Origin of the sequence: Spelaeicoccus albus (assembly GCF_013409065.1) — a bacterium.
In the GTDB taxonomy this organism is placed as follows: Bacteria; Actinomycetota; Actinomycetes; order Actinomycetales; family Brevibacteriaceae; genus Spelaeicoccus; species Spelaeicoccus albus.
Map to the genome: position 1 here is coordinate 3,872,753 of NZ_JACBZP010000001.1, position 23,869 is coordinate 3,896,621.

The window sequence follows — 23,869 nt, forward strand, 5'->3', positions numbered from 1 at the left end:
AGATTCAATGCAGGTTCATCATTATGACGTCGTCATCGTCGGCGCCGGGGGCGCCGGCATGCGCGCCGCCCTCGAATCGGGCGACCGGGCGCGGACGGCGGTGCTGACCAAGCTGTACCCGACGCGGTCGCACACCGGCGCGGCCCAAGGCGGCATGTGCGCCGCCTTGGCGAACGTCGAAGAAGACAATTGGGAATGGCACACGTTCGACACGGTCAAGGGCGGCGACTACGTTGTCGATCAGGACGCCGCGGAGATCATGGCCAAAGAAGCCATCGACGCCGTGCTCGATCTGGAAAAGATGGGGCTGCCGTTCAACCGCACCCCGGAAGGCAAGATCGACCAACGCCGATTTGGCGGGCACACCCGCGATCACGGCAAGTCGGCAGTGCGCCGCTCGTGCTACGCGGCCGACCGCACCGGCCACATGATCCTTCAGACGCTCTACCAACAGTGCGTCAAGCGCGAGGTCGAGTTCTACAACGAGTTCTACGTGCTCGACCTGATCATGACCGAAGTGGACGGACACAAGCGTCCGGCCGGCGTCGTCGCCTACGAACTGGCCACGGGCGAATTGCACACGTTCCAGGCCAAGTCGGTCATCTTCGCCACGGGCGGCGCCGGCAAGGTGTTCAAGACCACTTCGAACGCGCATACGCTCACCGGTGACGGCATGGGTGTCGTGTTCCGGCACGGTATTCCGCTCGAGGACATGGAGTTCGTGCAGTTCCACCCGACGGGACTTGCCGGCCTCGGCATCCTGCTGTCCGAAGCGGCGCGCGGCGAAGGCGGCATCCTGCGCAATTCCGAGGGCGAACGCTTCATGGAACGCTACGCCCCCACCATCAAGGACCTGGCCCCGCGCGACATCGTCGCCCGGTCAATGGCCAACGAGGTACGCGAGGGCCGCGGTTGCGGACCGAACAAGGATTACGTCCTGCTCGACCTGACGCACCTGGAGCCGGCGCATATCGATGCCAAGCTGCCGGACATCACCGAGTTCGCCCGCACCTACCTGGGCGTGGAGCCGTACACCGAGCCGGTGCCGGTGTTCCCCACCTGCCACTACGTGATGGGCGGCGTACCGACCAATATCTCGGCCGAAGTGCTCGCCGACAACGATCACAAGGTTCCGGGCCTCTACGCGGCCGGCGAAGTGGCGTGCGTCAGCGTGCACGGCGCCAACCGGCTCGGCACCAACTCGCTGCTCGATATCAACGTGTTCGGCAAGCGTGCCGGAATTGCGGCGGCCGAATACGCCAATTCGGTCGATTTCGTCGAGCTCCCCGAATCGCCGGAAACGTTCACGTCCGAACTTCTCGAGGGGCTCTTGAGCGGACAGGGCACCGAACGGGTGGCTGCGATCCGCAAGGACCTGCAGGAGACCATGGACACCAATATGCAGGTGTTCCGCACCAAGGAATCCATGCAACGCGCCCTTGACGACATCGAGGCGCTGCGCGAGCGGTACAAGAACATCGTCGTCCAGGACAAGGGCAAGCGCTTCAACCTGGATCTCCTCGAGGCCGTCGAGTTGAACTTCCTCCTGCAGATCGCCGAGGTGATGACCGCCGGCGCCATGCACCGCAAGGAATCGCGCGGCGGCCACTTCCGCGAGGACTTCGAAAAACGCGACGACGAAAACTACATGCACCACACGATGGCCTACCGGGACCCCGACGCCACATCGGAGGGAATACCGGGCATCCGGCTCGAAACCAAGCCGGTGGTCGTCACCCGTTACCAGCCGATGGAGCGTAAGTACTGATGAGTTCCGATTCACCGCAGCCGGCCGAGCCGGCGTCCAAGATAGACCTCCCCGCGTCCGTCGGCGGCAGCGGAGGCGAGATTCCCACGTTCGACGTCACGCTGCGCATTGCGCGGTTCATCCCGGAAACGGATTCCGAGCCGCACTACGAGGACTACCAAGTGACGATGCAAGGCACCGACCGCGTGCTCGACGCCCTGCACAAGATCAAATGGGAGATCGACGGATCACTGTCCTTCCGCCGCTCGTGCGCGCACGGCGTGTGCGGATCGGACGCCATGCGCATCAACGGTCGGAACCGGCTCGCCTGCAAGACGCTGCTCAAGGACATCGACTTGAATAAGCCGATCACCGTGGAGGCCATCAAGGGTCTGCCGCTGGAAAAGGACCTCATCGTCGACATGGAGCCGTTCTTCCAGTCGTACCGCGAGATCATGCCGTTCCTCGTCACGTCCGGCCACGAGCCGACGCGCGAACGCATCCAGTCGGCCGAAGAACGCCAACGCTTCGACGACACCACGAAGTGCATTTTGTGCGCGGCTTGTACTTCGTCGTGCCCCGTGTTCTGGACCGACGGGCAGTACTTCGGCCCGGCCGCCATCGTGAACGCGCACCGGTTCATCTTCGACTCCCGCGACGAGGCCTCCGACATGCGCTTGGAGATCCTCAACGACAAGGAAGGCGTCTGGCGGTGCCGGACGACGTTCAACTGCACCGAAGCGTGCCCGCGCGGCATCCAGGTGACCAAGGCGATCTCCGAAGTCAAGCAAGCAATATTGAGCCGTTCGTTCTAACTCGTACGACTGAAAAAAGAAGCCGCACTCCGGGCGCGCCGCCCGGCACGCCAGCTCCTGCGCCGTCATCGGGCACCCCGGTGGCGGCGCAGTGACGTGTCGTGCAGGGATCGGGGCGCACAGGGGCGTGCGGCCGCGGCGCGTGACGGCGCGCCGTACTCGACACGGTAGATTGGCGCTCATGGCCCCTACCCATGCGGCACTGTTGCGCGGCATCAACGTCGGCGGCCACGCCCGCGTGCCGATGGCGGACCTGCGTGCCCTGGCGACCGGGCTGGGCCTGAACGACGTCCGGACGATCGGCACGAGCGGGAACCTGTTGTTCTCCGGCGGCAACGAGGCGACTGCCCGCGACGTGGAGCGGGCGCTGTCCGCAGCGGTCGGGTTCACTCCCCCGGTGATAGTCCGTTCATTGACGCGGCTTGTGGACGTCGCTTCCGCGGCCCGACGCGAATTTCCGGACGCCGAGCCCCAAATGCTCGTCGGGATCTTCCTGTCCGAGCCGACGGCCGCCGACCCGGCCGTCGCCTTCTCCGAATATCCGGAAGACGTCCGGGCCGCCGGGGACGACCTCATTGCCGACTACGTGAACGGGCAGGCACGCAGTAAGCTCGGGGCCGATCGGCTGGAGCGGATCCTCGGGGTGGCTGCGGTCACGGTCCGCAACATCAATACGATAGAAAAGCTCGCCGGTTACACGACATAAAAAGGGGTACTTCGGCATGGATATCAGTTCGACACGTCAGTGGCAGGCGCTCGAATCCCACCGGGCAAGCGTCACGGACACGCATTTGCGCGACTTGTTCGACGGTGATCCGGCACGCGCGGCCGATCTCGGATTTTCCGCGGGCGACCTCTTCGTCGACCTGTCCAAGAATCTCATCACCACCGAGACGCTCTCGCTGCTGACCGACCTGGCCCGTGAAGCCGGAGTCCCGGGCCGGGTGCAGGCAATGTTCGCCGGCGAACACATCAATACCAGCGAAGACCGCGCCGTGTTGCACACCGCGTTGCGGGCGCCGCGCACGCAGTCGCTCACCGTCGACGGGCAGGACGTCGTCGGCGACGTCCACGCCGTCCTGGACAGGATGGCCGAGTTTGCCGACAGCTTGCGCTCGGGCGCGTGGACCGGCCACACCGGCAAGCCCATCACCACCGTCGTGAACATCGGCATCGGCGGCTCGGACCTCGGCCCGGTGATGGCCTACGAAGCGCTCGGCGCGTACCTCGATTCGGACATCCGGGCGCGCTTCGTGTCCAATATCGACCCGACCGACATCCACGACACGCTTGCCGATCTGGACCCCGAGACGACCTTGTTCATCGTCGTGTCCAAGACGTTCACGACCTTGGAGACCCTCACGAACGCCACCGAGGCGCGGTCGTGGCTGTTGGCCGGCCTCGGCCTGGACGAGTCGGACAAGTCCGCAGTGGCCAAGCATTTCGCCGCGGTCAGCACGAACGGCGACGGCGTCTCCGAGTTCGGCATCGACACCGCCAATATGTTCGGCTTCTGGGACTGGGTCGGCGGCCGGTACTCTTTCGACTCCGCAGTGGGCCTGAGCGTCATGGTGGCGATCGGCCCGGACGCCTTCCACGACATGCTCGCCGGCTTCCACACCATCGACGAGCACTTCCGCACCACCGAACCCGAACGCAACGTGCCGATGCTGATGGGCTTGTTGAACGTGTGGTACAACAATTTCCTCGGCGCCCAGACGCACGCAGTCCTGCCCTATTCGCAGTACCTGCACCGGTTTCCGGCCTACCTGCAGCAGCTGACGATGGAAAGCAACGGCAAGTCGGTGCAGGCGGACGGCTCGCCGGTGAACTATCAGACCGGAGAAATCTTTTGGGGCGAGCCCGGCACGAACGGCCAGCACGCGTTCTACCAGCTCATCCATCAGGGCACCAAGCTGATTCCGGCCGATTTCATCGGGTTCTCCGAGCCGAATCACGAAATCGGCGAGATGCACGATTTGTTCATGTCGAACTACTTCGCGCAGACCGCGGCGCTGGCATTCGGCCGCACCCGCGAACAGGTCGAAGCCGAAGGGGTGCCGGCCAGCGTCGCCGTGCACAAGGTGATGCCGGGCAACCACCCGACGACGTCGATTCTGGCGCCGAAGCTCACGCCGTCCACGCTCGGCCAGCTGGTGGCGCTGTACGAGCACATCGTGTTCACCGAAGGCACCATCTGGGGTATCGACTCGTTCGATCAATGGGGAGTCGAGCTCGGCAAGGTCATGGCCAAACAGCTCGAGCCGAAACTTGTCACCGACGAGCCTTCCCCGGCGGACCAGGATTCGTCCACCGACTCCCTGATCGCCAGATACCGCTCGCAGCGCGGACGCCGCTAGGCGTCCTCGTCGCGCCTCGCAAGGGCGGCGCGCAGCAGCAGTTCCACGATGAGCTTGTCGTCGCCCGTCACGTCCAGGCCGGTGATGGCGGCCGCACGGCGGACGCGATGGCGCACGGTGTTCACGTGCACGCCTCGATGCTCGGCGGCCGCCGCAAACCCGCCCATCCGGAGAAAGTCCAGCACCGACTCGGCCGCGTCCGGGTCGGCCCGGACCAACTCGTCGATACCCGGATGGGTGAATTCCGGGTCGGCGCGCAGCCGGCCCAGTAAACGCGCCAGCAGGATTTCACTTGAGCGGGCCAGTGAGTCCCGCACCGGATCGCCGTCGTCCGGCAGCGCCAGCGCCGAGACGGCCAGCGCATACGACTGCAGCACCTCCCCGACCGGTCGGATGCCGCCGATGCCGGCAACAACGCGGGCGGCAAACGCGCGGCGCAGGTGCGCGGCTACGGCCCGGACGGCCCCGGCCATCCACTCGGTGTCGCCGTCGCCGGCCTTCACCAGGCCGATGACGATTTGTCCATCCCGCTCCGTGAGCATGACCGTCTTACGGGACGAGGCGGCCCGGACGGCCAGCTCGTTGATCGCTGCCGAGCGTACCAGGCCGGCGCTTCCCCATTCGACGCCGTCCGGGACCGCCTCGATGACGCCGATGAGCAGCCGCGAAGCCGGGGGGACGCCGGCGATCCGTGCCAGGTCGACGTCACCGCCGTCCAGCGCGTCGGCCAAGGCATCGTCGTATACCAACGACGACGCCGCTCGTCCGGTCCAGCCGGCTGCCATCAACGCGCCGATGAGCCGCACCGCGCCGAGCATTGCCGGTTCGGATCCCGGTGCCGGCGTCCCCTGCACCCACACGGTCCCCAGATAGGTGCCCGAGTGCCGCACGCCCACCGCGGTGCGGGCCTTGATGCCCAATTCCGGGTGCTCGGCCACGTGCACGATTGCCTGGCCGGATCGGAGACTGTCGTACACGCCGAGTGCCGCCAGCCGGTCGAGGTAGGCGCGCGGACCTTGCCGCCCGAGGATCGACAAACGTCTCAAGTCGTCGACTTCGTCGCCGGAGCTCGAGTACGCCAGGACCGCCGAACCGGCATCTTCGATGCTCACCGGTCCGCCGCAGATCCGCGCAACGGTCTCGGCAAGCGTGAACAGGTCGATGCTCGGGGCGTCCGAGGCCGGCGCGGCGCCGACGAGATCCGCGGCCAACGCCTCGAGACGGTGCCACGGCAGGTCCGGGTGGACGCCGAGCAGGGCGGTTCGGGAGTCCGCCGCGGCGACGTCGAGGCGTGCCAGCTCGCCGGGCGTACCCTTGACGGCTATCGCGGCCGGTCCGGCGTCCGCCAAGGCTGTGATGGCCGGTGCGGCGTCCCGTCCCCGGACGCCGACCAGCAGGACCAGCACGCCGTCCGCGCGCTCCAGCCGGTCGCCGGGTTCGGCAATCGCCACGGACGTGACGAACGGATCCGAGTCGACGGTGAACCGGCGGTGGATGAGCCGCTCCCCCAGTGCGTCGACGAGCCGACTGAGCGGGACGCCGTCCGCGGCCCGGCCATCCGGCACGGCCCCGGAAGAGCGCCTCACGGACCGTCACGCCGGAAGACGGCCAGCGCACGGCGACACGCCCGCACCGCTGCGGCGCCGCCGAGCACGCCCCCGGCTCCGATCAGCACACCGGTGGCCGTTGCGGCCCGGTGTGCTCCCTTGCGGCCGGGCAGCGGGCCGCGGCCGTCGTTCAGTTCTTGCTCCGCCAGCTCACGCGCCCTTTCGAACACGTGGCCGTCGGAAAAGCGCAACGTCGTCCAGGAGGCTGCCAAGAGGATCACACGGCCGAGCAGGTTGAACCAGATCAACAGGCCCACCAACGTCGCTCCGGAGGCCAGCAGCGGATTCGAGGTGGCCTTGCCGAGCAGCGCCGACCCGAAATATTTGATCACGCTGAACCCGATCCCGGCGATCAGCGCGCCTTCCCAGGCCAATCTGTTCAGGACCCGCAGCCGGCCGACGAACCGGAACAAGGCATACGCCACGAGCGTGTCGAGGGCCAGGGCGATTGCCAGCGACAGCACCACCACCCCGGCGTTGGCCCACGCCGAGTCAATACCGAGCGTTTGCAACGCCGACTTGGCGAACCCCGTCACGAACGACGAGGCCGCGGAAAGCAGGACGACGATGCCGAGCACGACCATGACGACTATCTGATACACCTTGCCCAGCAACGCGTTGCCGCCGGCGACCGGGCGGAGCGCGACGGCGCGGATGCCTTGGCTGAGTGCGTTCATCCACCCGGTTGCCGTCAGCAGCAGCGACACGCCGCCGATGACGACGCCCAAGGTCAGGCCGGACGTGTTCATGCCGTTCTTTTGCGAAAGCATTCCCGAGTCGCCGAGGCCGGGCAGGGATTTGCCGATCTCGTCGAACACGCGCTGGCGCAGGTCCGGATTGTCGCGCAGCACGAACCCGAACACGCTGATTGCCACTGCGAGCATGGCAAAGACGGAGAACAGGCCGAAATAGCCGATCGATGCGGCGAATTGGTTGCCGCGGCATCCCGAATAATGCCGGTAGGCCCGCACGGGCAGCCAAGTTTCGATAGTCGCCATGCGCTTCTTCAGCGGGCTCGCCCCCGGGTCGGCGTTGACGCGATTGGCGCGCAGGGTGAGCGCGGCCAGGTCGACGGCCGGCGGCCGGGTCTGGGGAGGGGCGGTATCCAGGTCTGCGGTCAGGTCGGTCGAGGGCATGCCCACCAGTCTAGGTCGCCGGATGCCTCCCGCCGGGGAATTTCGCGGCGCCGGGCCGTTAGGGCCCGAAGTCGAAGCTGCGGGTCAACCGCCACTGGCCGTCGTCGTCGTGCCGGTACGCGCCGAATCCGTGCGCCATGAACGTCAATTCGTAGTCGGACAACGACGCCTCGGCCACGTCAAGCTGTTCATCGGTCAGATTGTGGGCGACCGTCACGTGCGGGTGGTACGGGAACGACAGTTCGATGTCGAGCGGCCCGGTCCGGATGGCGGTCGACAAGGTTTGACAGTCGGCGATTCCGCGGGCCATCGCGACGAACACCACTGGCGATACCGGGCGGAAGGTTCCGGTCCCGCGCAGCCCCACGATGAACGGCGAATAGTTGTCCGCGATCGCCGCCAGCATGTCCATCACCGGATTCCAGTCGGCTTCGGCCACGGGTGTGGGCGGCAACAGGGTGACGTGCGTGGGAATACTGTCAGCCTGCGGATCGCCGAATGATCGACGCCATTCCTGTAATCGCCCGCCATAGGGCTTGGGAATGTGCAGCGCAACGCCGAGCGTGCGTGTTGCGGTCATGATTCCCCCATAGGGGCATCTTATCGCGACGTCCGATCACGGCGTCCGGAGCGTTGCGCCCATGTGCCGGCAGGTGGCGGCCGCAACTCTCATGGCGTCGTCAAGCAGCGATTGCCAGTCCCGGCCCGCCAGCGGACGCCGTTCGTCGACGGCGCCGCGCATGACACCGGCAAGGACCGAGGCAAGTGTTGCGTCGCCCGCGCCCATGGTGTCGACGATCGGGCCGGGCAGCGTCGCGATCGGACTGGTGAACTCGACCCCGCCGGGCAGCACGATCCGTCCTCCGGCGCGGCCTTCGGTCAGCAGAACTGCCTGCGTCCGCCCCGATTCCAGCACGCCGGCAGCGACGTCGCCGGCATCACGTCCGTACATCAATGCGGCGTCCTCGTCGCTGAATTTGACGATATCGGCCAGGGCCGCGATCTTTTCAAACCCGCGACGGAAGGCCGGCACATCCGTCATCAGCACGGGTCTGGGGTTCGGGTCAACTGCGACAAGTCCGCGTGTCCGGCCGAGAAGATCCGCCAACTGGCTTGCCTGGTCGGCGTTGTCCAGCGGGAAACAGTTGACGGCCACGACGCCGGCGTGCGCGGCGGCGTCACGCAGCTCATTTCCGAAGTAGAACGCGCGCTCGCGCACCGCGGCGTTGAATTCGTAGCGCGGTTCGCTCTCGGTGCGGTCGGAGACGGCGATACCGGTGCCGTGGGGGCCGCGAGTGGCGATCAGGCCGGTGCCGTGCCCCTCCAGGAAGCTGCCGAGCGTGCGGCCGTCGGCATCGTCGCCGACGATCCCGGCCAGTGTCGTGGGCAGGCCGAGGATGCTCATGCCGACGGCCAGGTTGAGGGCAGCGCCGCCCGGATGCCGGCCAACGACCGTGTCGGTGCGTACTTCGTCAATCAGCGCGTCCCCGATCGCCAACGCTCTCCTGGTCATCGCGGCACGCCCATCACAGATCGTAGTCGACTATCAGCGGCGCATGGTCGCTCCAGCGTTCGGCGTACGACGGCGCACGGTCCACGGACACGTCGACGGCCAGCTCGGCGAGTTCCGGAGTGGCCATTTGGTAGTCGATGCGCCAGCCGGTGTCGTTGTCGAATGCCTGACCGCGCATCGACCACCACGTGTACGGGCCGTCGACCTGGCCGGCGTGCCGCCTGGCCACGTCGACCCAGCCCAGTTCGCCGAAGAACTTGTCGAAGTAGGCGCGTTCTTCCGGTAAGAATCCCGCCTTCTTGGTGTTGCCCTTCCAGTTCTTGATGTCGAGCTTGGTGTGGCCGACGTTCAGATCGCCGACCACCAGCGCGTATCCGCCGGCCGAGCGCAGCTGCCCGAGGCGCACCGTCAGGGCATCGAGGAACCGGTACTTGTCGTCCTGCTTCTCGGTGCCGGCCTCGCCCGAATGCACATAGGCGCTGACGACCGTCAGATTCTTGTCACCGATGCGGAAATCGGATTCGACCCATCGCCCGGACGTGTCGAAGTACGAGTCGCCGATTCCGATCCGGCTTTCTTCCATCGCTTTTTTTGATGCAAGTGCCACGCCGGCCCGGCCCTTGGCCTCGGCGGCCGTATGCGCCACGTGGAATCCGGCACCTTCGAGCAGCTCGTGAGCAATCTCATCGGGCGCGCGCACCTCTTGCAGTGCGAGGATGTCGGGATCGCGTCGATCGATCCATGCCGGCATCCCCTTTCTCCAGGAGGCTCGGACGCCGTTGACGTTGACGGAGGCGATTCGCAGCATGATTCCCATCCTGCCATAGGCATCGAATCTGTCACGAAGTATGTGAATACGTGCCCCGGTGCACCATAATCGAAGTATCCAGGCTTTACTGGAATGACGACTATCCCTGAAGAGATCCTTCATAGGATTGAAGCGACACAAGGCGGTGAAGTATGGCTGACGGCGACATTTCAATCGTCCCCTTGGACGAGGTCGATGGTCAGGATCTGCGCGACTTCCTGATTTCGGCGCAAAGCGAGTTCTGGGACGGCAAGGATCTCAGCGAACAGCATCAACCCGTGTGGTTCCGGCAATTCGCCCATGACGGCCTGATTGCCCGGCGCGGCAGCGAAACGGTCGGCTACCTGCTCGGCTCGGTGCCGGCGAACGGGCACGCGTACATCCATCTGGTCGCCACGAAATCCTCGGCGCGCGGCTCCGGTATCGGCCGAAGCCTCTACGGTGAATTCGCCAGCAAGGCCGAAGCCGAGGGCGCCACCAGCATCCAGGCCACCACCGTGCCCGACAACGCCTCCTCGATCGCGTTCCACTCGGCGATGGGGTACCGCGCCGAACTCGTCAGCGACTATGCCGGCCCCGGCCAGGACAGGGTGCTGTTCGAGTTGTCGCTCGATTCGACCGACTGACGCCGGCGCCGTCCCTTACCGCGAGTGGCGGCGAATGGTTGCAAAATCGTTGATTTTGCGACCGTTCGCCGCCACTCGACGCATACGGTGGCGCGGGAGCGTCAGTTGAGGGAACGTTCGGCGGCGTCGACCACGTTGGCCAGCAAAAGCGCGCGGGTCATTGGCCCGACCCCGCCCGGGTTCGGCGAACGCCAGGCTGCCACGTCCTGGACGTCCGGCGCCACATCGCCGACGATTTTCGACTTGCCGGTCTCCGGATCGGTCCGCCTGCTGACTCCGACGTCCAGGACGACGACGCCGGGCTTGACGTTGCCGGCGTGCACGATGCCCGGCGACCCGGCCGCGGCCACGATGATGTCGGCGCGGCGCAGGTGCGCGTCAAGGTCACGGGTGCCGGTGTGCGTGAGCGTGACGGTGGCATTGTATTCGCGGCGCGTGAGCAGCGTGCCGATCGATCGGCCCACCGTGATGCCGCGGCCGAGGACGACGACGTCGCGGCCGGCCAGTTCGATGTCGTAGCGACGCAACAGCTCGATGATGCCGCGCGGCGTGCACGGCAGCGGCGTGGTCAGCGGGCCGTTCACGTTGAGCATGAGGCTGCCGAGATTCACCGGGTGCAGACCGTCGGCGTCCTTGGCCGGGTCGATACGGGACAGGACGGCGTCCTGATCGATGTGCGCCGGCAGCGGCAATTGGACGATATAGCCGGTGCAGTCCGGATCGGCGTTCAACTCGTCGATGGCGTCCAAGACGGTCTCTTGCGCGACGTCGTCGGCAAAATGCCGGCGGATGGACGCAATGCCGACTTCGGCGCAGTCCTTGTGCTTGCCGTTGACGTACCATGTCGAGCCCGGATCGTCGCCGACCAGGACCGTGCCGAGACCCGGCCGGACGCCCGCGGCCTTCAACGCGGCCACCCGCTCGGTCAGCTCGGCCTTGATGGCGGCCGCCGTCGCCTTGCCGTCGAGGATGTCTGCGGTCATGGTTACCACTTCTCCGATCCCGGGTGGAGTTCGGTTTGCGCTACCGGGTTGGCTGCGCGGGTCGATTTCACGGTCGGCGCTGCGATCGACGGTGCGTGGGGCGGATTGGTCATCGGGGCGTTTCTCCTCCGGGCGGTCGGTCGTGGGCTGTCATCGTGTGGATGACGGAGATCCTTCATCGGCCCAGGCGAACGACAGATGAATCCAACCTTGCCGCTCCTCGATGGTGATCCATCCAAACGCCGGTCGCGACGGCAACAGTCTAGCAACCGCCACGGCAGCGCTGCTACGACCTGTCGATACCATGAAGCGATGAACTCACCCGACCGGATGCAGCACCAACGAGTCCTGCGAATTTCATGCCCCGATCGTCCCGGCATCGTGCACGCCGTCACCGGCGTTCTGGCCGGCGCCGGGGCCAATATCACCGAATCGCAGCAGTTCGGCAACGCGGATTCCGAGCACTTCTTTCTCCGGTTGCAGTTCAGCGGCGGCCCGTCCTCGGAGGACCTCGCCCGGGCGCTCCGCCAGGTGGAGGCCGAGTTCGGCATGGACGTGGCGCTCGACACCGTCGGGCGGCCGGTGCGAACGATCATCATGGTGTCGAAGGCCGGGCATTGCCTGAACGATCTGCTGTATCGGCAAGGGGCCGGGCAGCTGCCCATCGAGGTGGCGGCAGTCGTCGGCAACCACCCCGATCTGGCCCCGCTTGCCGAGTTCTACGGCGTGGATTTCGTGCACGTGCCCGTCACTGAGGGCACAAAGGCCGAAGCCGAGCGGCGCATCACCGGCTTGGTCGAAAGCCTGAACGTCGAGCTCGTCGTGTTGGCCAGGTACATGCAGATCCTGTCGCCCGAGCTATGCCGGCGCCTGCATGGGCGGGTGATCAATATCCACCACTCGTTCCTGCCGAGCTTCAAGGGCGCCAAGCCGTATCACCAGGCGCACGCGCGCGGCGTCAAACTGATCGGCGCGACGGCGCATTACGTCACGCCGGATTTGGACGAGGGCCCGATCATTGAACAAGACGTTGCGCGCGTCACGCACCAGTTCCGCACCTCCGACCTCGTCTCGCTCGGCCAAGAGATCGAAGCACGCACGCTCAGTCATGCCGTGCGGTGGCATGCCGAGGGCCGCGTACTGCTCGACGGTGACCGGACGGTCGTCTTCCGCTGACTCGCGGCCGGTCCCGCGTGCGCTCGGCTCCCCCGCCCCGCGGAACGGCCGGTGCGGCGGCTAGATCGTCCAGACGACCGGACTGTTGTAATACTTCCCGCCGAGTTGTCCGCGAAAAATGACCTTGGCCAGCGGGTGGCCGCGCTTCGACACCGCCACCCGGCACGTGACGTATTTACGTCCGGGCTTCAACGCCTGCGGAACGGCATGCCCCGTGCAGGGCGCAAAGTGGGGCAAGGGTGCCGTCTGCATCATTTCGGCGCCATTGGACTCTTCCGGCACAAAACCCTGCATGACTTCGGCCATCGGCCGCGCGGCGTCCTTCCCGACGTTCGTCACAGTCAACGTGACATAGGTCGGCACCATCCGCGAATCGCCGAACTCGGGCTGGTCGAGCAGCAGTTCACGCTTGCCCTTGCGCGATGTGATGGTCACGCGCAGCACAGACCCCCCGGCGGCGATGACTGCCGCCTTGCCGGCGGTCTGCGAAGTTCCCGGCCGGACGGCGTCCGGAACGTTGGCCGCGTGCGTCGGTGCCCCGGACGGCGTGTCCGTTGCCGTGGGGCCGCCCCGAGCGCTGCCGGATTGAGTGTCCGTGCCGGCAGGAGTCTCGGGGCCGTTTGCGTGTTGACCGCCCGCGCAGGAGGCCAACGCCAGCGCCGCGGCGATCATCATGCCGGCCCGGACGCGCAGGAGGCGCCCGCACATCATGTGCGGGCGCCTCGGAGCGTTTCGGGCTCTCACGGCCTCGTTACGCGTCGTCCTTGGACGACGCGTCGCCGTCTTCGTCGGACTCGGCAGCCGGGGTCTCGGCGGCCTCGTCAGCCGGAGCCTCTTCGGACTCGGCAGCCGGAGCCTCTTCGGCCTCGTCAACCGGAGCCTCTTCGGACTCGGCGGCTTCGGACTCGTCGACCGGTTGTGCCGGAGCCTCGTCCTTGGCGCTGCGCTTGGTCGCGGCCTCGGCTTCGGCAACCGTCGCCTTCTTGGCGCTCAGTGGCTCGAGCACGAGTTCCACAACGGCCATCGGCGCCTTGTCGCCCTTCCGCGGCCCGATCTTCGTGATCCGGGTGTATCCGCCGTCACGATTCGCGACCGCCGGAGCGATTTCGGTGAACAGCACGTGCACGATGCCCTGATCCGAGATGCGGCTGAGCACGCGACGCCGGCTGGCCAGATCGCCGCGTTTGGCGAACGTGATCATGCGCTCGGCGACGGGGCGCAGGCGCTTGGCCTTCGTCACGGTCGTGGTGATCTGCTTGTGTTCGAACAGCTGGCCGGCCAGGTTGTTCAGCAGCAGGCGCTCATGCGCCGGGCCGCCCCCGAGACGCGGTCCCTTGCTAGGCGTAGGCATTCTTCTCGTATCTCCTTTGAGTTCTTAGAGCTGCTCGTCTTCGGCGAAGGCGAGATCGTCGTCTTCGTCATCGGCAGCTGCAGCGGCGGCGGCCGGGTCGAATCCGGGAGGGCTGTCCTTGAGCTGCAGGCCGAGTTCGGCCAGCTTCTGCTTGACCTCGTCGATGGACTTCGCACCAAAGTTGCGGATGTCCATCAAATCGGCTTCGCTTCGTGCCACCAGCTCGCCCACCGTGTGGATGCCTTCGCGCTTGAGGCAGTTGTAAGACCGAACCGTCAGGTCCAGATCCTCGATGGCCAGGGCCAGATCGGCCGCAAGCGCGGCGTCCACCGGCGACGGTCCGATGTCGATGCCTTCGGCTTCAACGTTGAGCTCGCGGGCCAGGCCGAACAGTTCGGTCAACGTCTTGCCGGCCGAGGCGACGGCGTCGCGCGCGGCGATGGCCGGCTTCGTCTCGACGTCCAGCACCAGCCGATCAAAGTCGGTGCGCTGTTCGACACGAGTGGCCTCGACCTTGTAGGTGACCTTGAGAACCGGCGAGTAGATCGAGTCGACCGGGATCCGGCCGATCTCCGAGTCGACGTTCTTGTTCTGGACGGCGGAGACGTAGCCGCGTCCGCGCTCGATGGTCAATTCGAGTTCGAGCTTGCCCTTGGAGTTCAAGGTCGCGATGTGCAGATCGGTGTTGAAGATCTCGACACCCGCCGGCGCCGTGATGTCCGCAGCCGTGACGACGCCCGGGCCCTGCTTACGCAGATAGGCCACGACCGGCTCGTCATGTTCGGAGCTGACGACGAGTGACTTCAGGTTCAGGATGAATTCGGTGACGTCTTCCTTCACTCCCGGGACCGTCGTGAATTCGTGCAACACGCCATCCACCCGGATGCTGGTGACCGCGGCACCCGGAATCGACGAGAGCAGTGTACGACGCAGGGAGTTACCCAGCGTATAGCCGAAGCCCGGCTCCAGCGGTTCGATGACGAACCGTGAACGATGGGCGGAAACGACCTCTTCAGTTAGCGTGGGACGCTGTGCAATGAGCACGTGGGTTTCCTTTCAGCGAGCATCCGCCATATGACGCTTCGCAGGGCGAGAACCGCATGACGCCGTTCTCGCTGATATCCCGAGCCGAGCGTCGGTCTACCCGGCCGGGTGTGGAGCTTTTGTGGTGTCTGAGTGCCTTAGACGCGACGGCGCTTCGGCGGCCGGCAGCCATTGTGCGGGGTCGGGGTGACGTCTTGAATGGAGCCAACCTCGAGACCGGTGGCCTGCAGCGACCGGATCGCCGTTTCGCGGCCCGATCCCGGGCCTTTGACGAACACGTCGACCTTGCGCATGCCGTGCTCTTGGGCGCGACGGGCAGCCGATTCCGCCGCCATCTGCGCGGCGAACGGCGTCGACTTGCGCGAGCCCTTGAAGCCGACCTCGCCGGCCGAAGCCCACGAGATCACGGCACCGGCAGGGTCGGTGATCGAAACGATTGTGTTGTTGAACGTGCTCTTGATATGTGCCTGACCGGCGGCAACGTTCTTTTTGTCCTTGCGGCGGGGCTTGCGTACCCCTGCGGCGCGTGACTTGGGAGGCATATCTGTTAATTCTCCTGATGATCGAAAGCCGCACCCGCGGCTTGATGGGCTGCTTTACTTGGCCTTCTTCTTACCGGCCACGGTGCGCTTGGGGCCCTTGCGGGTACGCGCGTTGTTTTTGGTGTGCTGTCCGCGAACCGGCAGACCGCGACGGTGGCGCAGGCCCTGATAGCAGCCGATCTCAACCTTGCGGCGGATGTCCGCGGCGACCTCGCGCCGCAGATCGCCTTCGACCTGGAATGTTGCTTCGATGAAGTCGCGGAGCTGGACAAGCTCGGCGTCCGTGAGGTCTTTCACGCGCGTGTCCGGGCTGATCCCGGTCGACTCGAGAGTCTGCACAGCGCGTGTGTGTCCCACACCGTAAATGTATGTCAGGGCGACCTCAACCCGCTTTTCGCGCGGGAGGTCGACTCCGGCAAGTCGTGCCATTGGTGGTACTCCAATTTCTTTTGCGGAGGTGTTCGGGGCAATCCTGATCCGCTAGTGCGGTCCCCGGCCTCCGTTCCGGGGGTGTCGTCCTTGTCGACGTGTCGCCAAGGGGGCGAGGATTGCGGCGGTGTGGTCTGACTGAGAAGTCGGTGATCAGCCTTGACGCTGCTTGTGGCGAACGTTGTCGCAAATCACCATGACCCGGCCGTTACGCCGGATCACTTTGCACTTCTCGCAGATCTTCTTGACGCTGGGCTTAACCTTCATCATTTTCCTTCACCTCGGCGATGCACCGTTCGGCACAGCGCCCGAGGATAGACAGATCTCGTGTACGTGGTCTTACTTGTAGCGGTAGACGATGCGGCCGCGGGTGAGATCGTACGGGCTCAACTCGACAACGACGCGGTCCTCCGGAAGGATCCGGATGTAGTGCTGGCGCATCTTGCCCGAAATGTGAGCGAGGACCTTGTGGCCGTTGCTCAGCTCAACGCGGAACATCGCGTTGGGCAAGGCTTCGACAACACTGCCCTCAATCTCTATGACCCCTTCTTTTTTGGCCATAATCTCGCGCTAACCTCTTCACTCCCGCCGTAGCGGGTTATCGCTTGACGCCCGGTAATCCCTGACGGCGAGCGCGAATAGTCGTGCTCGATAGCAGCGGATCGAAGGGCGATGTACAAGACGTGGCGATATTCGCACGGCGCAGTCCCTTTCCGATCCTTGATCGGAAATCCGCCTGGACGCGGAACTTCACGGCACGCAAATATCGACACACAACCGCTTGTCTACGATACGCTAAACGGCTGGGTTCTTCCAATCGGCCGCCGCGTCCGTTCGCCGACGGCTGAGCGCAGCAGTTGACGCCGGACGACGCGTGCGGCTATTTCGCGGATTCGTCGCCGGTCGGGGCCCCGTACTTGGGAATCCACAGCGCCAGCAGCCATCCCGATGCTATCCCGGCCGCCCCGACGACGGCCAGCGCTCCGCCCAGCCCCAGGACCGCGGCAATACCCGACAACGCCAGCGGTCCGCCGGCGTTGCCGCCGTCGGCCAATAACCGCCAAGCGCCCAGAAACGCGGCTCGGTCGGCGGCCGGCGATACGTCGGTGCCCAGCGTCATGACGAGCCCGGCCGCGATCCCGTTGCCGACTCCCATGGCCAGCGCGACCGCCGTCAACCCGGCGAAATTCGACGTCCACTGCATGATCACGAGCGACACTGCCAGCACCACAACCGACGGGACGGCGACCCAGGCCCGTCCGTATTTGTCCATGATCTTGCCGGCCGGATAAAACAACAGCATGTCGACCGCGCCGGAGAACCCGAAGATCAGCGCGGTCGACTGCGAGTCGAGGCCGATATGAGCGCTCCACAGCGGGATCGCCACCTGCCGGCAGGCCCGTACGGCCGCGACGAGCAAAGTGCACATGCCCAGCGTGGCGAGCACCGTGCGATAGTTGCCGATCATTGTCCACACGCTTGTGGGACGCCGTCCGGCCGGCCCCTCGGCGCGTGCCGTGTCCGATGCGAGTTTCGGCGCGCACAAGAGCGCGATGCCGGCAATCACGGACGCCGCCAGATCCACCCAGTACGCTCCGACCGTACCGAGCACGCCGATTGCGCCGGCCGCGACGAACGGTCCCACGAACATGCCGATCCGCTGGGCGCCGCCAAGCGTCGACATGGCCCGTGCGCGCATCCACAACGGCACGGCGTCCGCAACGAACGATTGCCGGGCCAGCGCCCACACCGCCCCCGACATGCCCGTCGCGCCGATCGCCACGCACAGCTGCCACAGATCGGTCGCGTATATGCACGTGAGCAGGGCCGCCACGTCGAGGGCGACCGCCAAAAGCATGGCCCGCCGTTCCCCGATGCGTGCCACCATTGCCCCGACCGGAAGGTCGGCCACGATCTTGCCCACGCCGATCAGCGCCATGGCGAAACCAGCCAGCGCAACCGATGCTCCGAGCGTCTGAGCCGAATGAGCAATGACCGGCAGGATGGCTCCCTGGCCGATCCCGTACAAGGCCGCCGGCACGTACGCCGGAAGGACGAGCGGGCGCAAGTATCCGGCCGGCGACTCAGTCACGCCTCATCCTCTCGTCCCCCGTTCCGCGCGGGGCTAGAGCGGGGCCGCGTCCACGCCGTGCTTGGCCAATTCCTCGGCTCCCCCGTCGGGTGCCGTGAGTACCCAGAGTCCGCCGGAGTGCACCGCAACAGTATGTTCGAAGTGCGCTGCCCGGGCGCCGTCCTCGGTCACGACCGTCCAGTCGTCGTCCAGCACGCGAGTGTCGATGGAACCGGAAACGATCATCGGCTCGATGGCCAGGCACATGCCCGGCCGGACGGCGGGGCCGCGATGCGCGGTTGAATAGTTCAGGACGTCGGGCGGCTGATGCATGGCAGTGCCGATGCCGTGTCCGACGTAATCTTCCAAGATGCCCAGCTGCGGTGCGCGTGACGTCATGTACGCGTCGATGGCGTCTCCCACCTCGCCGACGTGCCGGGCGGTGGCCAGCGCGGCAATTCCCGCCCACAGGGCGCCCGACGTCGCATCGGCGAGCTCCCGATCGGCAGACGTTTCCGGCGGAATCACCGTGGAGAACGCAGAGTCGCCGTGCCACCCGTCGACGATCGCTCCGCCGTCGACGCTGACCAGATCGCCGGCTTCAAGCACCCGGTCGCCGGGGATGCCGTGCACGACCTCGTCGTTGACCGATACGCACACGGTGGCCGGATAGCCGTAGTAGCCCAAAAAGTTCGAGGTGGCGCCGGCGTCCGCTAACGCTGCAGCGGCCGCCGCGTCCACGTCGGACGTGGTCGCGCCCGGCCGGATCGCCCGGCGTGCTGCGTCCAGAGCCGCTGCAGTGACAAGTCCGGCCCGGCGCATCCGGCGGATGTCGTCGTCGGACTTGTACTCGATCTTCGGCCGCGAGAACACGTGTGCTACGCCGGCTTGCCGTCAAGGGCGGCAAGCACGCGTTCGGTGACGTCCTCGACGTCACCGAGTCCGTTGACTTCGAGGAGCAGTCCGCGCCGCTCGTATTCGCGGGTCAGCGGCGCCGTCTGTTCGTAGTAGACGTCGAGGCGATGCCTGATCACGTCTTCGGTGTCGTCACTGCGGCCCTGTTCACGGGCGCGGGCCAGCAAGCGGGAGACGACCTCGTCCGTGTCCGCCTGCAGTTCGACGACGGCGCTGAGGCCGGTATTTTGCGCGCCGAGGATCTTGTCCAGTTCGTCGACCTGCGGGCTCGTCCTCGGATAGCCGTCGAGGAGGAACCCGTCCCGGACGTCGTCCGCGGCCAGCCTGTCGGCAACCATGTCATTGGTGACGTCGTCCGGAACGTACTCGCCGGCGTCCATATACGACTTGGCCGTGAGTCCGAGCGGCGTCTCATCTTTCACGTTCGCTCGAAAGATGTCGCCTGTCGAGATGGCCGGGACGCCCCGTTTCACGGAGATCCGGGCGGCCTGCGTGCCTTTGCCTGCACCGGGCGGGCCGATCAAGAGGATCCGGTCGGTCATCGTCTATGCCTGCTTTCTCGTAAATAATGATGCCGCGGGCTTAACGGCTTACCGCAACAACCCTTCGTAATGACGTTGCTGCAGCTGGGCATCGATCTGCTTCACGGTTTCCAGTCCAACGCCGACGACGATGAGAATCGACGTGCCGCCGAACGGGAAATTCTGGTTGGCGTTGATCAGCACGAGCGCGATCAACGGAATCAACGCGACAAGGCCCAAGTAGAGCGAACCCGGAAGCGTGATGCGAGTGAGCACATAGCTCAGATACTGCTCGGTCGGCCGTCCGGCGCGGATGCCCGGGATGAAGCCGCCGTACTTCTTCATGTTGTCGGCGACTTCCTCCGGGTTGAAGGTGATCGCCACATAGAAGAACGTGAAGAACAAGGTCAGCAGGAAGTAGATGATCATATAAATCGGATTGTCGCCGCGGACCAAGTGTCCCGAGATCCACTGCACCCACCCCGATTTCGGGTCGCCGAACTGCGAGATCAGCGACGGCAGATACAGCAGTGACGAGGCGAAGATGACGGGGATGACGCCGGCCATGTTCACCTTGATCGGAATATAGGTCGACGTGCCGCCGAACATTCTGCGGCCGACCATGCGCTTGGCGTATTGCACGGGGATCCGGCGCTGGGATTGCTCCACGAACACGATGGCCGCCACGATGAACAGACCCAGGATCATCACGATGACGAAGCGGTCCCAGCCCTGCGACTTCAAGATCGAGCCGAACGCGGACGGGAAGCGGGCTGCGATTGCCGTGAAGATGAGCAACGACATACCGTTGCCGACGCCGTGCTCGGTGACTTGCTCGGCCAGCCACATGACCATGCCGGTTCCGGCCGTCAACGTGATGATGAGCAGTCCGATGCCGATCCAGGAATCATCAGTGAGCAGATTGTTGCAGCCCTGGACGTTGCCGAACAGCGCGCCCGAGCGAACCGTGGCCACGAGGGTCGTCGCATGCAGCACGCCGAGGCCGATGGTCAGGTAGCGGGTGTACTGCGTCAGTTTGCCCTGGCCGGCCGCGCCTTCCTTGTGCAGCTCTTCGAACCGCGGGATCACGACACGCAGCAACTGCGTGATGATGCTGGCCGTGATGTACGGAATGATGCCGAGCGCGAAGATCGACAGCTGCAGCAGCGCTCCGCCGCTGAACAAATTGACGAGTCCGAATACCCCGGAGTTCAACTGCGGCGACGACACGCACGCCTGAACCTTCGTGTAATCGACGCCGGGTGCCGGAATATAAGACCCCAGGCGGAATACTACGATTATCGCAAGCGTGAACAGCAGCTTGCGGCGTAGGTCGGGCGTACGGAACGCCCGAGCAATAGCGCTGATCAAGCATCCTCCTGATGATTGGTCAAAAGCGGCCGGGGCGGTGGAACGCTCGCCCGACGGATTCGATGACGATGAGGGCCACAGTAAACTGCGGCCGAAATGCAGGTTATCAGCATGCGCGGTACGCGTGCGAACCGATGGCATGCGGTACCGTCAAACGCCTTTGGGCAGGCAACCGGGAGCGGTTGCCTGCCCAAAGCGTTTGACGGTCGATAATGGTGACTTAAAGACGCGTGACGGTGCCGCCGGCGCCTTCGATCTTTTCAACTGCTTTGCCGGAGAACGCGTTCGCGCTCACCTCGAGCTTGACCGACACCTCGCCGGTGCCAAGCACCTTGACGGGCTGGTTCGGGCGAACCGCGCCCTTGGCGACGAGATCGTCGATGCTCACGCTGCCGCCGTCCGGGTACAGCGCGGACAATTTGTCCAGATTGACGACCTGGAAGGTCACCTTGGACGGGTTCTTGAATCCACGAAGTTTCGGCAGGCGCATGTGCAGCGGCGTCTGTCCGCCTTCAAAGCCGTGCGGCACCTGGTAGCGGGCATGTGTGCCCTTGGTGCCGCGTCCTGCCGTCTTGCCCTTGGACGCCTCGCCGCGACCCACGCGGGTCTTGGCGGTCTTCGAGCCGGGCGCCGGACGAAGGTGGTGGACCTTCAATACGCTCTCGGGATTTGCCACGATCAATCCACCTCTTCCCAGGTGACGAGGTGGCGAACCATCTGCACCATGCCCCGGAATTCGGGCCGGTCGTCCTTGACGACCGTCTGCCCGATTCGCTTGAGGCCAAGGCTGCGCAGCGTGTCCCGCTGGCTCTTGGTGCCACCGATTTCCGATTTAACTTGAGTGACCTGCAGCTTTGCCATCAGACTCCACCCTCGTTCGCGGCGCGAAGCATCGATGCCGGCGTGACCTCGTCGATCGGCATGCCGCGGCGTGCCGCAACCTGCTCGGGCCGTTCGAGGCCGCGCAGGGCCTTGATGGTTGCGCGCACGATGTTGATCTGGTTTTCCGAGCCGAGTGACTTCGTCAGCACGTCATGGATGCCGGCGCAGTCGAGGACGGCGCGGACCGGACCGCCGGCGATCACGCCGGTGCCCGGGGCGGCCGGACGCATCAGGACGACGCCCGCGGCGTCCTCACCCTGAATCGGGTGCGGAATCGTCTTGCGGATGCGCGGGACGCGGAAGAAGTTCTTCTTCGCCTCCTCGACGCCCTTGGCGATCGCAGCCGGAACCTCTTTGGCCTTGCCGTAACCGACGCCGACCATTCCGTCGCCGTCGCCCACCACGACAAGCGCAGTGAAGCTGAACCGACGTCCGCCCTTGACGACCTTGGCGACACGGTTGATCGTGACGACATGTTCGACGAACTGGTTCTTGTCCTGCCCCTGTCCGCGGCGGCCGCCTTCACGGCCCTTACCGCGACCGCGCGACGAACCGGACCGATCGGTCTTTGCCGATCCCTCGGCCGCCTTCTCGGCGTTCGTATCGGTCACCTGCTGCTCCTTAGCTTCTTCACTCACAGGGCAAGTCCCCCTTCGCGAGCTCCGTCGGCCACTGCAGCCACCCGGCCGTGATATGCGTTGCCGCCACGGTCGAACACGACTGCCTCGATGCCGGCGTCTTTGGCACGGCGAGCAACGAGCTCGCCGACCTGCTTGGCCTTATCGGTCTTTTCCGCCGAGCTGACGCGCAGATCCGCTTCCAAGGTGGAGGCGCTGGCCAGCGTGTGCCCGGACTGATCGTCGACGACCTGCGCCACCATGTGGCGCGAGGACCGGCTGACGACCAGACGCGGACGCTCCGCGGTTCCGGAAATGTGTTTGCGGACTCGGGCGTGACGACGCACGCGCGCCGCCGAGCTGCCCTTACCGTAGCTCTTCTTCTTGGCGAAGGCCATCGTTTACTTACCAGCCTTTCCGACCTTGCGGCGAACGACTTCGCCGGCGTAGCGCACGCCCTTGCCCTTGTACGGGTCGGGCCTGCGCAGCTTGCGGATATTCGCAGCGACCTCGCCGACCTGCTGCTTGTCGATCCCCGAGACGGTGACCTTGTTATTGCCTTCGACCGCGAAGCTGATGCCCTCGGGCGGCGATACCGCGACCGAGTGGCTGTACCCCAACGAGAACTCCAGGTCGGAGCCCTTCGCCAGCACGCGGTAGCCGGTGCCGACGATTTCCAGCTTCTTGCTGAATCCGTTGGTGACGCCCTCGATCAAGTTGGCGATCATGGTGCGACTCAGGCCGTGCAGCGAACGCGACTCGCGTTCGTCGTTCGGCCGGGCGACGGTGATCTCGCCGTCTTCTTGCTGCACGGTGATGGGGCTGGCCACTGTGTGGCTCAGCTCGCCCTTCGGGCCTTTCACGGCCACTCGAGAGCCATCGATGGTGACTTCGACGCCGGAGGGAACCGGAATCGGCAGTCTGCCGATGCGCGACATTTAGTTTTCCCCCTTTACCAGATGTAGGCGAGGACTTCCCCACCCACACCTTTCTTGGCGGCCTGCCGGTCAGTCAGCAGTCCGGACGACGTGGACAAAATTGCAATTCCGAGCCCGCCGAGCACTCGCGGCAGGTTCGTTGATTTGGCGTACACCCGAAGGCCCGGCTTCGACACGCGGCGGATGCCGGCAATCGAACGTTCCCGGTTCGGGCCGAATTTCAGGTCGAGCGAAAGCTTCTTGCCGACCTCGGCATCCTCGACCTGCCAGCCGGAGATGTACCCCTCGGCCTTCAGGATGTCGGCGATACGCGACTTGAGCTTGCTGTACGGCATCGCTACATCGTCGTGGTATGCCGAGTTGGCATTGCGCAGACGCGTAAGCATGTCTGCGACAGGATCTGTCATTGTCATGGGC

Annotated in this window: 29 protein-coding genes and 1 riboswitch; of the genes, 6 read left to right on the plus strand and 23 right to left on the minus strand. The window is 65.4% G+C overall.

Features of this window, described 5'->3' with window-relative positions; genetic code table 11:
- The first annotated feature begins 7 nt into the window (after positions 1–7).
- The 4 genes from sdhA to pgi all read left to right on the plus strand — a co-directional run bounded on the left by sdhA (position 8) and on the right by pgi (position 4,922).
- Positions 8–1,768: a succinate dehydrogenase flavoprotein subunit gene (gene sdhA, locus BJY26_RS17930; RefSeq protein ID WP_179429533.1), complete on the plus strand. Its 1,761-nt coding sequence runs from the start codon at positions 8–10 to the stop codon at positions 1,766–1,768.
- Positions 1,768–2,562, plus strand: a complete 795-nt coding sequence (locus BJY26_RS17935; RefSeq protein ID WP_179429534.1) for a succinate dehydrogenase iron-sulfur subunit — start codon at positions 1,768–1,770, stop codon at positions 2,560–2,562. Before sdhA ends, BJY26_RS17935 begins: the two co-directional genes overlap by 1 nt.
- Positions 2,563–2,743: 181 nt before the next feature.
- Entirely contained in the window at positions 2,744–3,268 is a 525-nt protein-coding gene (locus tag BJY26_RS17940) for a DUF1697 domain-containing protein (protein WP_179429535.1), read from the plus strand.
- 16 nt (positions 3,269–3,284) lie between these two features.
- Positions 3,285–4,922 carry a glucose-6-phosphate isomerase gene (gene pgi / locus BJY26_RS17945; RefSeq protein ID WP_179429536.1) on the plus strand — a complete coding sequence of 546 codons (1,638 nt, stop codon included), beginning with the start codon at positions 3,285–3,287 and terminating at the stop codon, positions 4,920–4,922.
- Here pgi and BJY26_RS19665 read toward each other — a convergent pair.
- The 5 genes from BJY26_RS19665 to BJY26_RS17970 are packed head-to-tail and all read right to left on the minus strand — an operon-like array spanning position 4,919 to position 9,986.
- Positions 4,919–6,508, minus strand: a complete 1,590-nt coding sequence (locus tag BJY26_RS19665; protein WP_179429537.1) for a helix-turn-helix domain-containing protein — start codon at positions 6,506–6,508, stop codon at positions 4,919–4,921. The genes pgi and BJY26_RS19665 overlap by 4 nt on opposite strands.
- Entirely contained in the window at positions 6,505–7,665 is a 1,161-nt protein-coding gene (locus tag BJY26_RS17955; RefSeq protein WP_179429538.1) for a YihY/virulence factor BrkB family protein, read from the minus strand. Before BJY26_RS17955 ends, BJY26_RS19665 begins: the two co-directional genes overlap by 4 nt.
- Positions 7,666–7,723: 58 nt before the next feature.
- A complete protein-coding gene (locus tag BJY26_RS17960) occupies positions 7,724–8,245 on the minus strand; it encodes a 2'-5' RNA ligase family protein (protein WP_179429539.1) in 522 nt (173 codons plus the stop codon).
- Between the two features lie 36 nt (positions 8,246–8,281).
- Positions 8,282–9,178, minus strand: a complete 897-nt coding sequence (locus BJY26_RS17965) for a PfkB family carbohydrate kinase (RefSeq protein WP_179429540.1) — start codon at positions 9,176–9,178, stop codon at positions 8,282–8,284.
- 13 nt (positions 9,179–9,191) lie between these two features.
- Positions 9,192–9,986 carry an exodeoxyribonuclease III gene (locus tag BJY26_RS17970; RefSeq protein WP_179429541.1) on the minus strand — a complete coding sequence of 265 codons (795 nt, stop codon included), beginning with the start codon at positions 9,984–9,986 and terminating at the stop codon, positions 9,192–9,194.
- Positions 9,987–10,138: 152 nt separating this feature from the next.
- Here BJY26_RS17970 and BJY26_RS17975 point away from each other — a divergent pair, with 152 nt between their 5' ends.
- On the plus strand, positions 10,139–10,612 hold the full coding sequence (locus BJY26_RS17975; RefSeq protein ID WP_179429542.1) for a GNAT family N-acetyltransferase: 474 nt from the start codon (positions 10,139–10,141) through the stop codon (positions 10,610–10,612).
- Positions 10,613–10,713: 101 nt separating this feature from the next.
- Here the strand turns inward: BJY26_RS17975 and BJY26_RS17980 are convergent, their stop codons facing one another.
- Positions 10,714–11,595, minus strand: coding sequence for a bifunctional methylenetetrahydrofolate dehydrogenase/methenyltetrahydrofolate cyclohydrolase (locus tag BJY26_RS17980; RefSeq protein ID WP_179429543.1), 882 nt, complete (start codon positions 11,593–11,595; stop codon positions 10,714–10,716).
- Between the two features lie 174 nt (positions 11,596–11,769).
- Positions 11,770–11,855, minus strand: a riboswitch (ZMP/ZTP riboswitch).
- Between the two features lie 52 nt (positions 11,856–11,907).
- On the opposite strand from BJY26_RS17980, the gene purU reads away from it, so the two are divergent.
- Positions 11,908–12,771, plus strand: coding sequence for a formyltetrahydrofolate deformylase (purU, locus tag BJY26_RS17985; RefSeq protein ID WP_237248899.1), 864 nt, complete (start codon positions 11,908–11,910; stop codon positions 12,769–12,771).
- Positions 12,772–12,831: 60 nt separating this feature from the next.
- Here purU and BJY26_RS17990 read toward each other — a convergent pair whose 3' ends face one another.
- The 17 genes from BJY26_RS17990 to rpsH form a co-directional block, all read right to left on the minus strand.
- On the minus strand, positions 12,832–13,482 hold the full coding sequence (locus tag BJY26_RS17990; RefSeq protein ID WP_179429544.1) for a hypothetical protein: 651 nt from the start codon (positions 13,480–13,482) through the stop codon (positions 12,832–12,834).
- A gap of 40 nt (positions 13,483–13,522) precedes the next feature.
- A complete protein-coding gene (rplQ, locus tag BJY26_RS17995; protein WP_179429545.1) occupies positions 13,523–14,122 on the minus strand; it encodes a 50S ribosomal protein L17 in 600 nt (199 codons plus the stop codon).
- Positions 14,123–14,146: 24 nt separating this feature from the next.
- Positions 14,147–15,166, minus strand: a complete 1,020-nt coding sequence (locus BJY26_RS18000; protein ID WP_179429546.1) for a DNA-directed RNA polymerase subunit alpha — start codon at positions 15,164–15,166, stop codon at positions 14,147–14,149.
- A 137-nt stretch (positions 15,167–15,303) separates the two neighbouring features.
- Complete coding sequence (gene rpsK, locus BJY26_RS18005) at positions 15,304–15,708, minus strand: 30S ribosomal protein S11 (RefSeq protein ID WP_179429547.1); 405 nt, start codon at positions 15,706–15,708, stop codon at positions 15,304–15,306.
- A 54-nt stretch (positions 15,709–15,762) separates the two neighbouring features.
- Positions 15,763–16,137, minus strand: coding sequence for a 30S ribosomal protein S13 (gene rpsM / locus BJY26_RS18010; protein ID WP_179429548.1), 375 nt, complete (start codon positions 16,135–16,137; stop codon positions 15,763–15,765).
- Positions 16,138–16,290: 153 nt separating this feature from the next.
- Positions 16,291–16,404 carry a 50S ribosomal protein L36 gene (gene rpmJ, locus BJY26_RS18015; RefSeq protein WP_179430061.1) on the minus strand — a complete coding sequence of 38 codons (114 nt, stop codon included), beginning with the start codon at positions 16,402–16,404 and terminating at the stop codon, positions 16,291–16,293.
- 72 nt (positions 16,405–16,476) lie between these two features.
- A complete protein-coding gene (gene infA / locus BJY26_RS18020) occupies positions 16,477–16,698 on the minus strand; it encodes a translation initiation factor IF-1 (RefSeq protein ID WP_179429549.1) in 222 nt (73 codons plus the stop codon).
- 319 nt (positions 16,699–17,017) lie between these two features.
- The gene (locus BJY26_RS18025) at positions 17,018–18,229 is read right to left on the minus strand and encodes an MFS transporter (RefSeq protein ID WP_218852493.1); all 1,212 of its coding nucleotides are present in this window, start codon (positions 18,227–18,229) and stop codon (positions 17,018–17,020) included.
- A gap of 33 nt (positions 18,230–18,262) precedes the next feature.
- Positions 18,263–19,081, minus strand: coding sequence for a type I methionyl aminopeptidase (gene map / locus BJY26_RS18030; RefSeq protein WP_179429550.1), 819 nt, complete (start codon positions 19,079–19,081; stop codon positions 18,263–18,265).
- A gap of 5 nt (positions 19,082–19,086) precedes the next feature.
- Complete coding sequence (locus BJY26_RS18035; protein ID WP_179429551.1) at positions 19,087–19,665, minus strand: adenylate kinase; 579 nt, start codon at positions 19,663–19,665, stop codon at positions 19,087–19,089.
- 48 nt (positions 19,666–19,713) lie between these two features.
- Positions 19,714–21,015 (minus strand): preprotein translocase subunit SecY, encoded by a 1,302-nt coding sequence (gene secY, locus BJY26_RS18040; RefSeq protein WP_179429552.1) that lies wholly within the window; start codon positions 21,013–21,015, stop codon positions 19,714–19,716.
- A 220-nt stretch (positions 21,016–21,235) separates the two neighbouring features.
- Positions 21,236–21,691: a 50S ribosomal protein L15 gene (rplO, locus tag BJY26_RS18045; RefSeq protein WP_237248898.1), complete on the minus strand. Its 456-nt coding sequence runs from the start codon at positions 21,689–21,691 to the stop codon at positions 21,236–21,238.
- 2 nt (positions 21,692–21,693) lie between these two features.
- A complete protein-coding gene (gene rpmD, locus BJY26_RS18050; RefSeq protein WP_179429553.1) occupies positions 21,694–21,876 on the minus strand; it encodes a 50S ribosomal protein L30 in 183 nt (60 codons plus the stop codon).
- Entirely contained in the window at positions 21,876–22,535 is a 660-nt protein-coding gene (rpsE, locus tag BJY26_RS18055; RefSeq protein WP_372465351.1) for a 30S ribosomal protein S5, read from the minus strand. Before rpsE ends, rpmD begins: the two co-directional genes overlap by 1 nt.
- Complete coding sequence (rplR, locus tag BJY26_RS18060) at positions 22,532–22,912, minus strand: 50S ribosomal protein L18 (RefSeq protein ID WP_179429555.1); 381 nt, start codon at positions 22,910–22,912, stop codon at positions 22,532–22,534. The genes rpsE and rplR overlap by 4 nt, the downstream gene beginning before the upstream one ends.
- A gap of 3 nt (positions 22,913–22,915) precedes the next feature.
- Positions 22,916–23,452 (minus strand): 50S ribosomal protein L6, encoded by a 537-nt coding sequence (rplF, locus tag BJY26_RS18065; RefSeq protein ID WP_179429556.1) that lies wholly within the window; start codon positions 23,450–23,452, stop codon positions 22,916–22,918.
- A gap of 14 nt (positions 23,453–23,466) precedes the next feature.
- A complete protein-coding gene (rpsH, locus tag BJY26_RS18070) occupies positions 23,467–23,865 on the minus strand; it encodes a 30S ribosomal protein S8 (RefSeq protein WP_179429557.1) in 399 nt (132 codons plus the stop codon).
- Between the last annotated feature and the right edge of the window lie 4 nt (positions 23,866–23,869).

What these genes read in the sequence shown, in the direction of transcription:
- sdhA (WP_179429533.1), top strand. Translation starts at nt 8, where the DNA reads ATGCAGGTTCATCATTATGACGTCGTCATCGTCGGCGCCGGGGGCGCC.
- rpsM (WP_179429548.1), bottom strand. Translation starts at nt 16,137, where the DNA reads ATGGCACGACTTGCCGGAGTCGACCTCCCGCGCGAAAAGCGGGTTGAG.
- BJY26_RS17965 (WP_179429540.1), bottom strand. Translation starts at nt 9,178, where the DNA reads ATGACCAGGAGAGCGTTGGCGATCGGGGACGCGCTGATTGACGAAGTA.
- rpmJ (WP_179430061.1), bottom strand. Translation starts at nt 16,404, where the DNA reads ATGAAGGTTAAGCCCAGCGTCAAGAAGATCTGCGAGAAGTGCAAAGTG.
- purU (WP_237248899.1), top strand. Translation starts at nt 11,908, where the DNA reads ATGAACTCACCCGACCGGATGCAGCACCAACGAGTCCTGCGAATTTCA.
- BJY26_RS17980 (WP_179429543.1), bottom strand. Translation starts at nt 11,595, where the DNA reads ATGACCGCAGACATCCTCGACGGCAAGGCGACGGCGGCCGCCATCAAG.
- rpmD (WP_179429553.1), bottom strand. Translation starts at nt 21,876, where the DNA reads ATGGCAAAGCTGCAGGTCACTCAAGTTAAATCGGAAATCGGTGGCACC.
- rplQ (WP_179429545.1), bottom strand. Translation starts at nt 14,122, where the DNA reads ATGCCTACGCCTAGCAAGGGACCGCGTCTCGGGGGCGGCCCGGCGCAT.
- BJY26_RS17970 (WP_179429541.1), bottom strand. Translation starts at nt 9,986, where the DNA reads ATGCTGCGAATCGCCTCCGTCAACGTCAACGGCGTCCGAGCCTCCTGG.
- BJY26_RS17960 (WP_179429539.1), bottom strand. Translation starts at nt 8,245, where the DNA reads ATGACCGCAACACGCACGCTCGGCGTTGCGCTGCACATTCCCAAGCCC.
- BJY26_RS17990 (WP_179429544.1), bottom strand. Translation starts at nt 13,482, where the DNA reads ATGATGTGCGGGCGCCTCCTGCGCGTCCGGGCCGGCATGATGATCGCC.
- BJY26_RS17955 (WP_179429538.1), bottom strand. Translation starts at nt 7,665, where the DNA reads ATGCCCTCGACCGACCTGACCGCAGACCTGGATACCGCCCCTCCCCAG.
- rplF (WP_179429556.1), bottom strand. Translation starts at nt 23,452, where the DNA reads ATGTCGCGCATCGGCAGACTGCCGATTCCGGTTCCCTCCGGCGTCGAA.
- rpsK (WP_179429547.1), bottom strand. Translation starts at nt 15,708, where the DNA reads ATGCCTCCCAAGTCACGCGCCGCAGGGGTACGCAAGCCCCGCCGCAAG.
- BJY26_RS17940 (WP_179429535.1), top strand. Translation starts at nt 2,744, where the DNA reads ATGGCCCCTACCCATGCGGCACTGTTGCGCGGCATCAACGTCGGCGGC.
- BJY26_RS17935 (WP_179429534.1), top strand. Translation starts at nt 1,768, where the DNA reads ATGAGTTCCGATTCACCGCAGCCGGCCGAGCCGGCGTCCAAGATAGAC.
- rplR (WP_179429555.1), bottom strand. Translation starts at nt 22,912, where the DNA reads ATGGCCTTCGCCAAGAAGAAGAGCTACGGTAAGGGCAGCTCGGCGGCG.
- BJY26_RS17975 (WP_179429542.1), top strand. Translation starts at nt 10,139, where the DNA reads ATGGCTGACGGCGACATTTCAATCGTCCCCTTGGACGAGGTCGATGGT.
- rpsH (WP_179429557.1), bottom strand. Translation starts at nt 23,865, where the DNA reads ATGACAATGACAGATCCTGTCGCAGACATGCTTACGCGTCTGCGCAAT.
- infA (WP_179429549.1), bottom strand. Translation starts at nt 16,698, where the DNA reads ATGGCCAAAAAAGAAGGGGTCATAGAGATTGAGGGCAGTGTTGTCGAA.
- pgi (WP_179429536.1), top strand. Translation starts at nt 3,285, where the DNA reads ATGGATATCAGTTCGACACGTCAGTGGCAGGCGCTCGAATCCCACCGG.
- BJY26_RS18035 (WP_179429551.1), bottom strand. Translation starts at nt 19,665, where the DNA reads ATGACCGACCGGATCCTCTTGATCGGCCCGCCCGGTGCAGGCAAAGGC.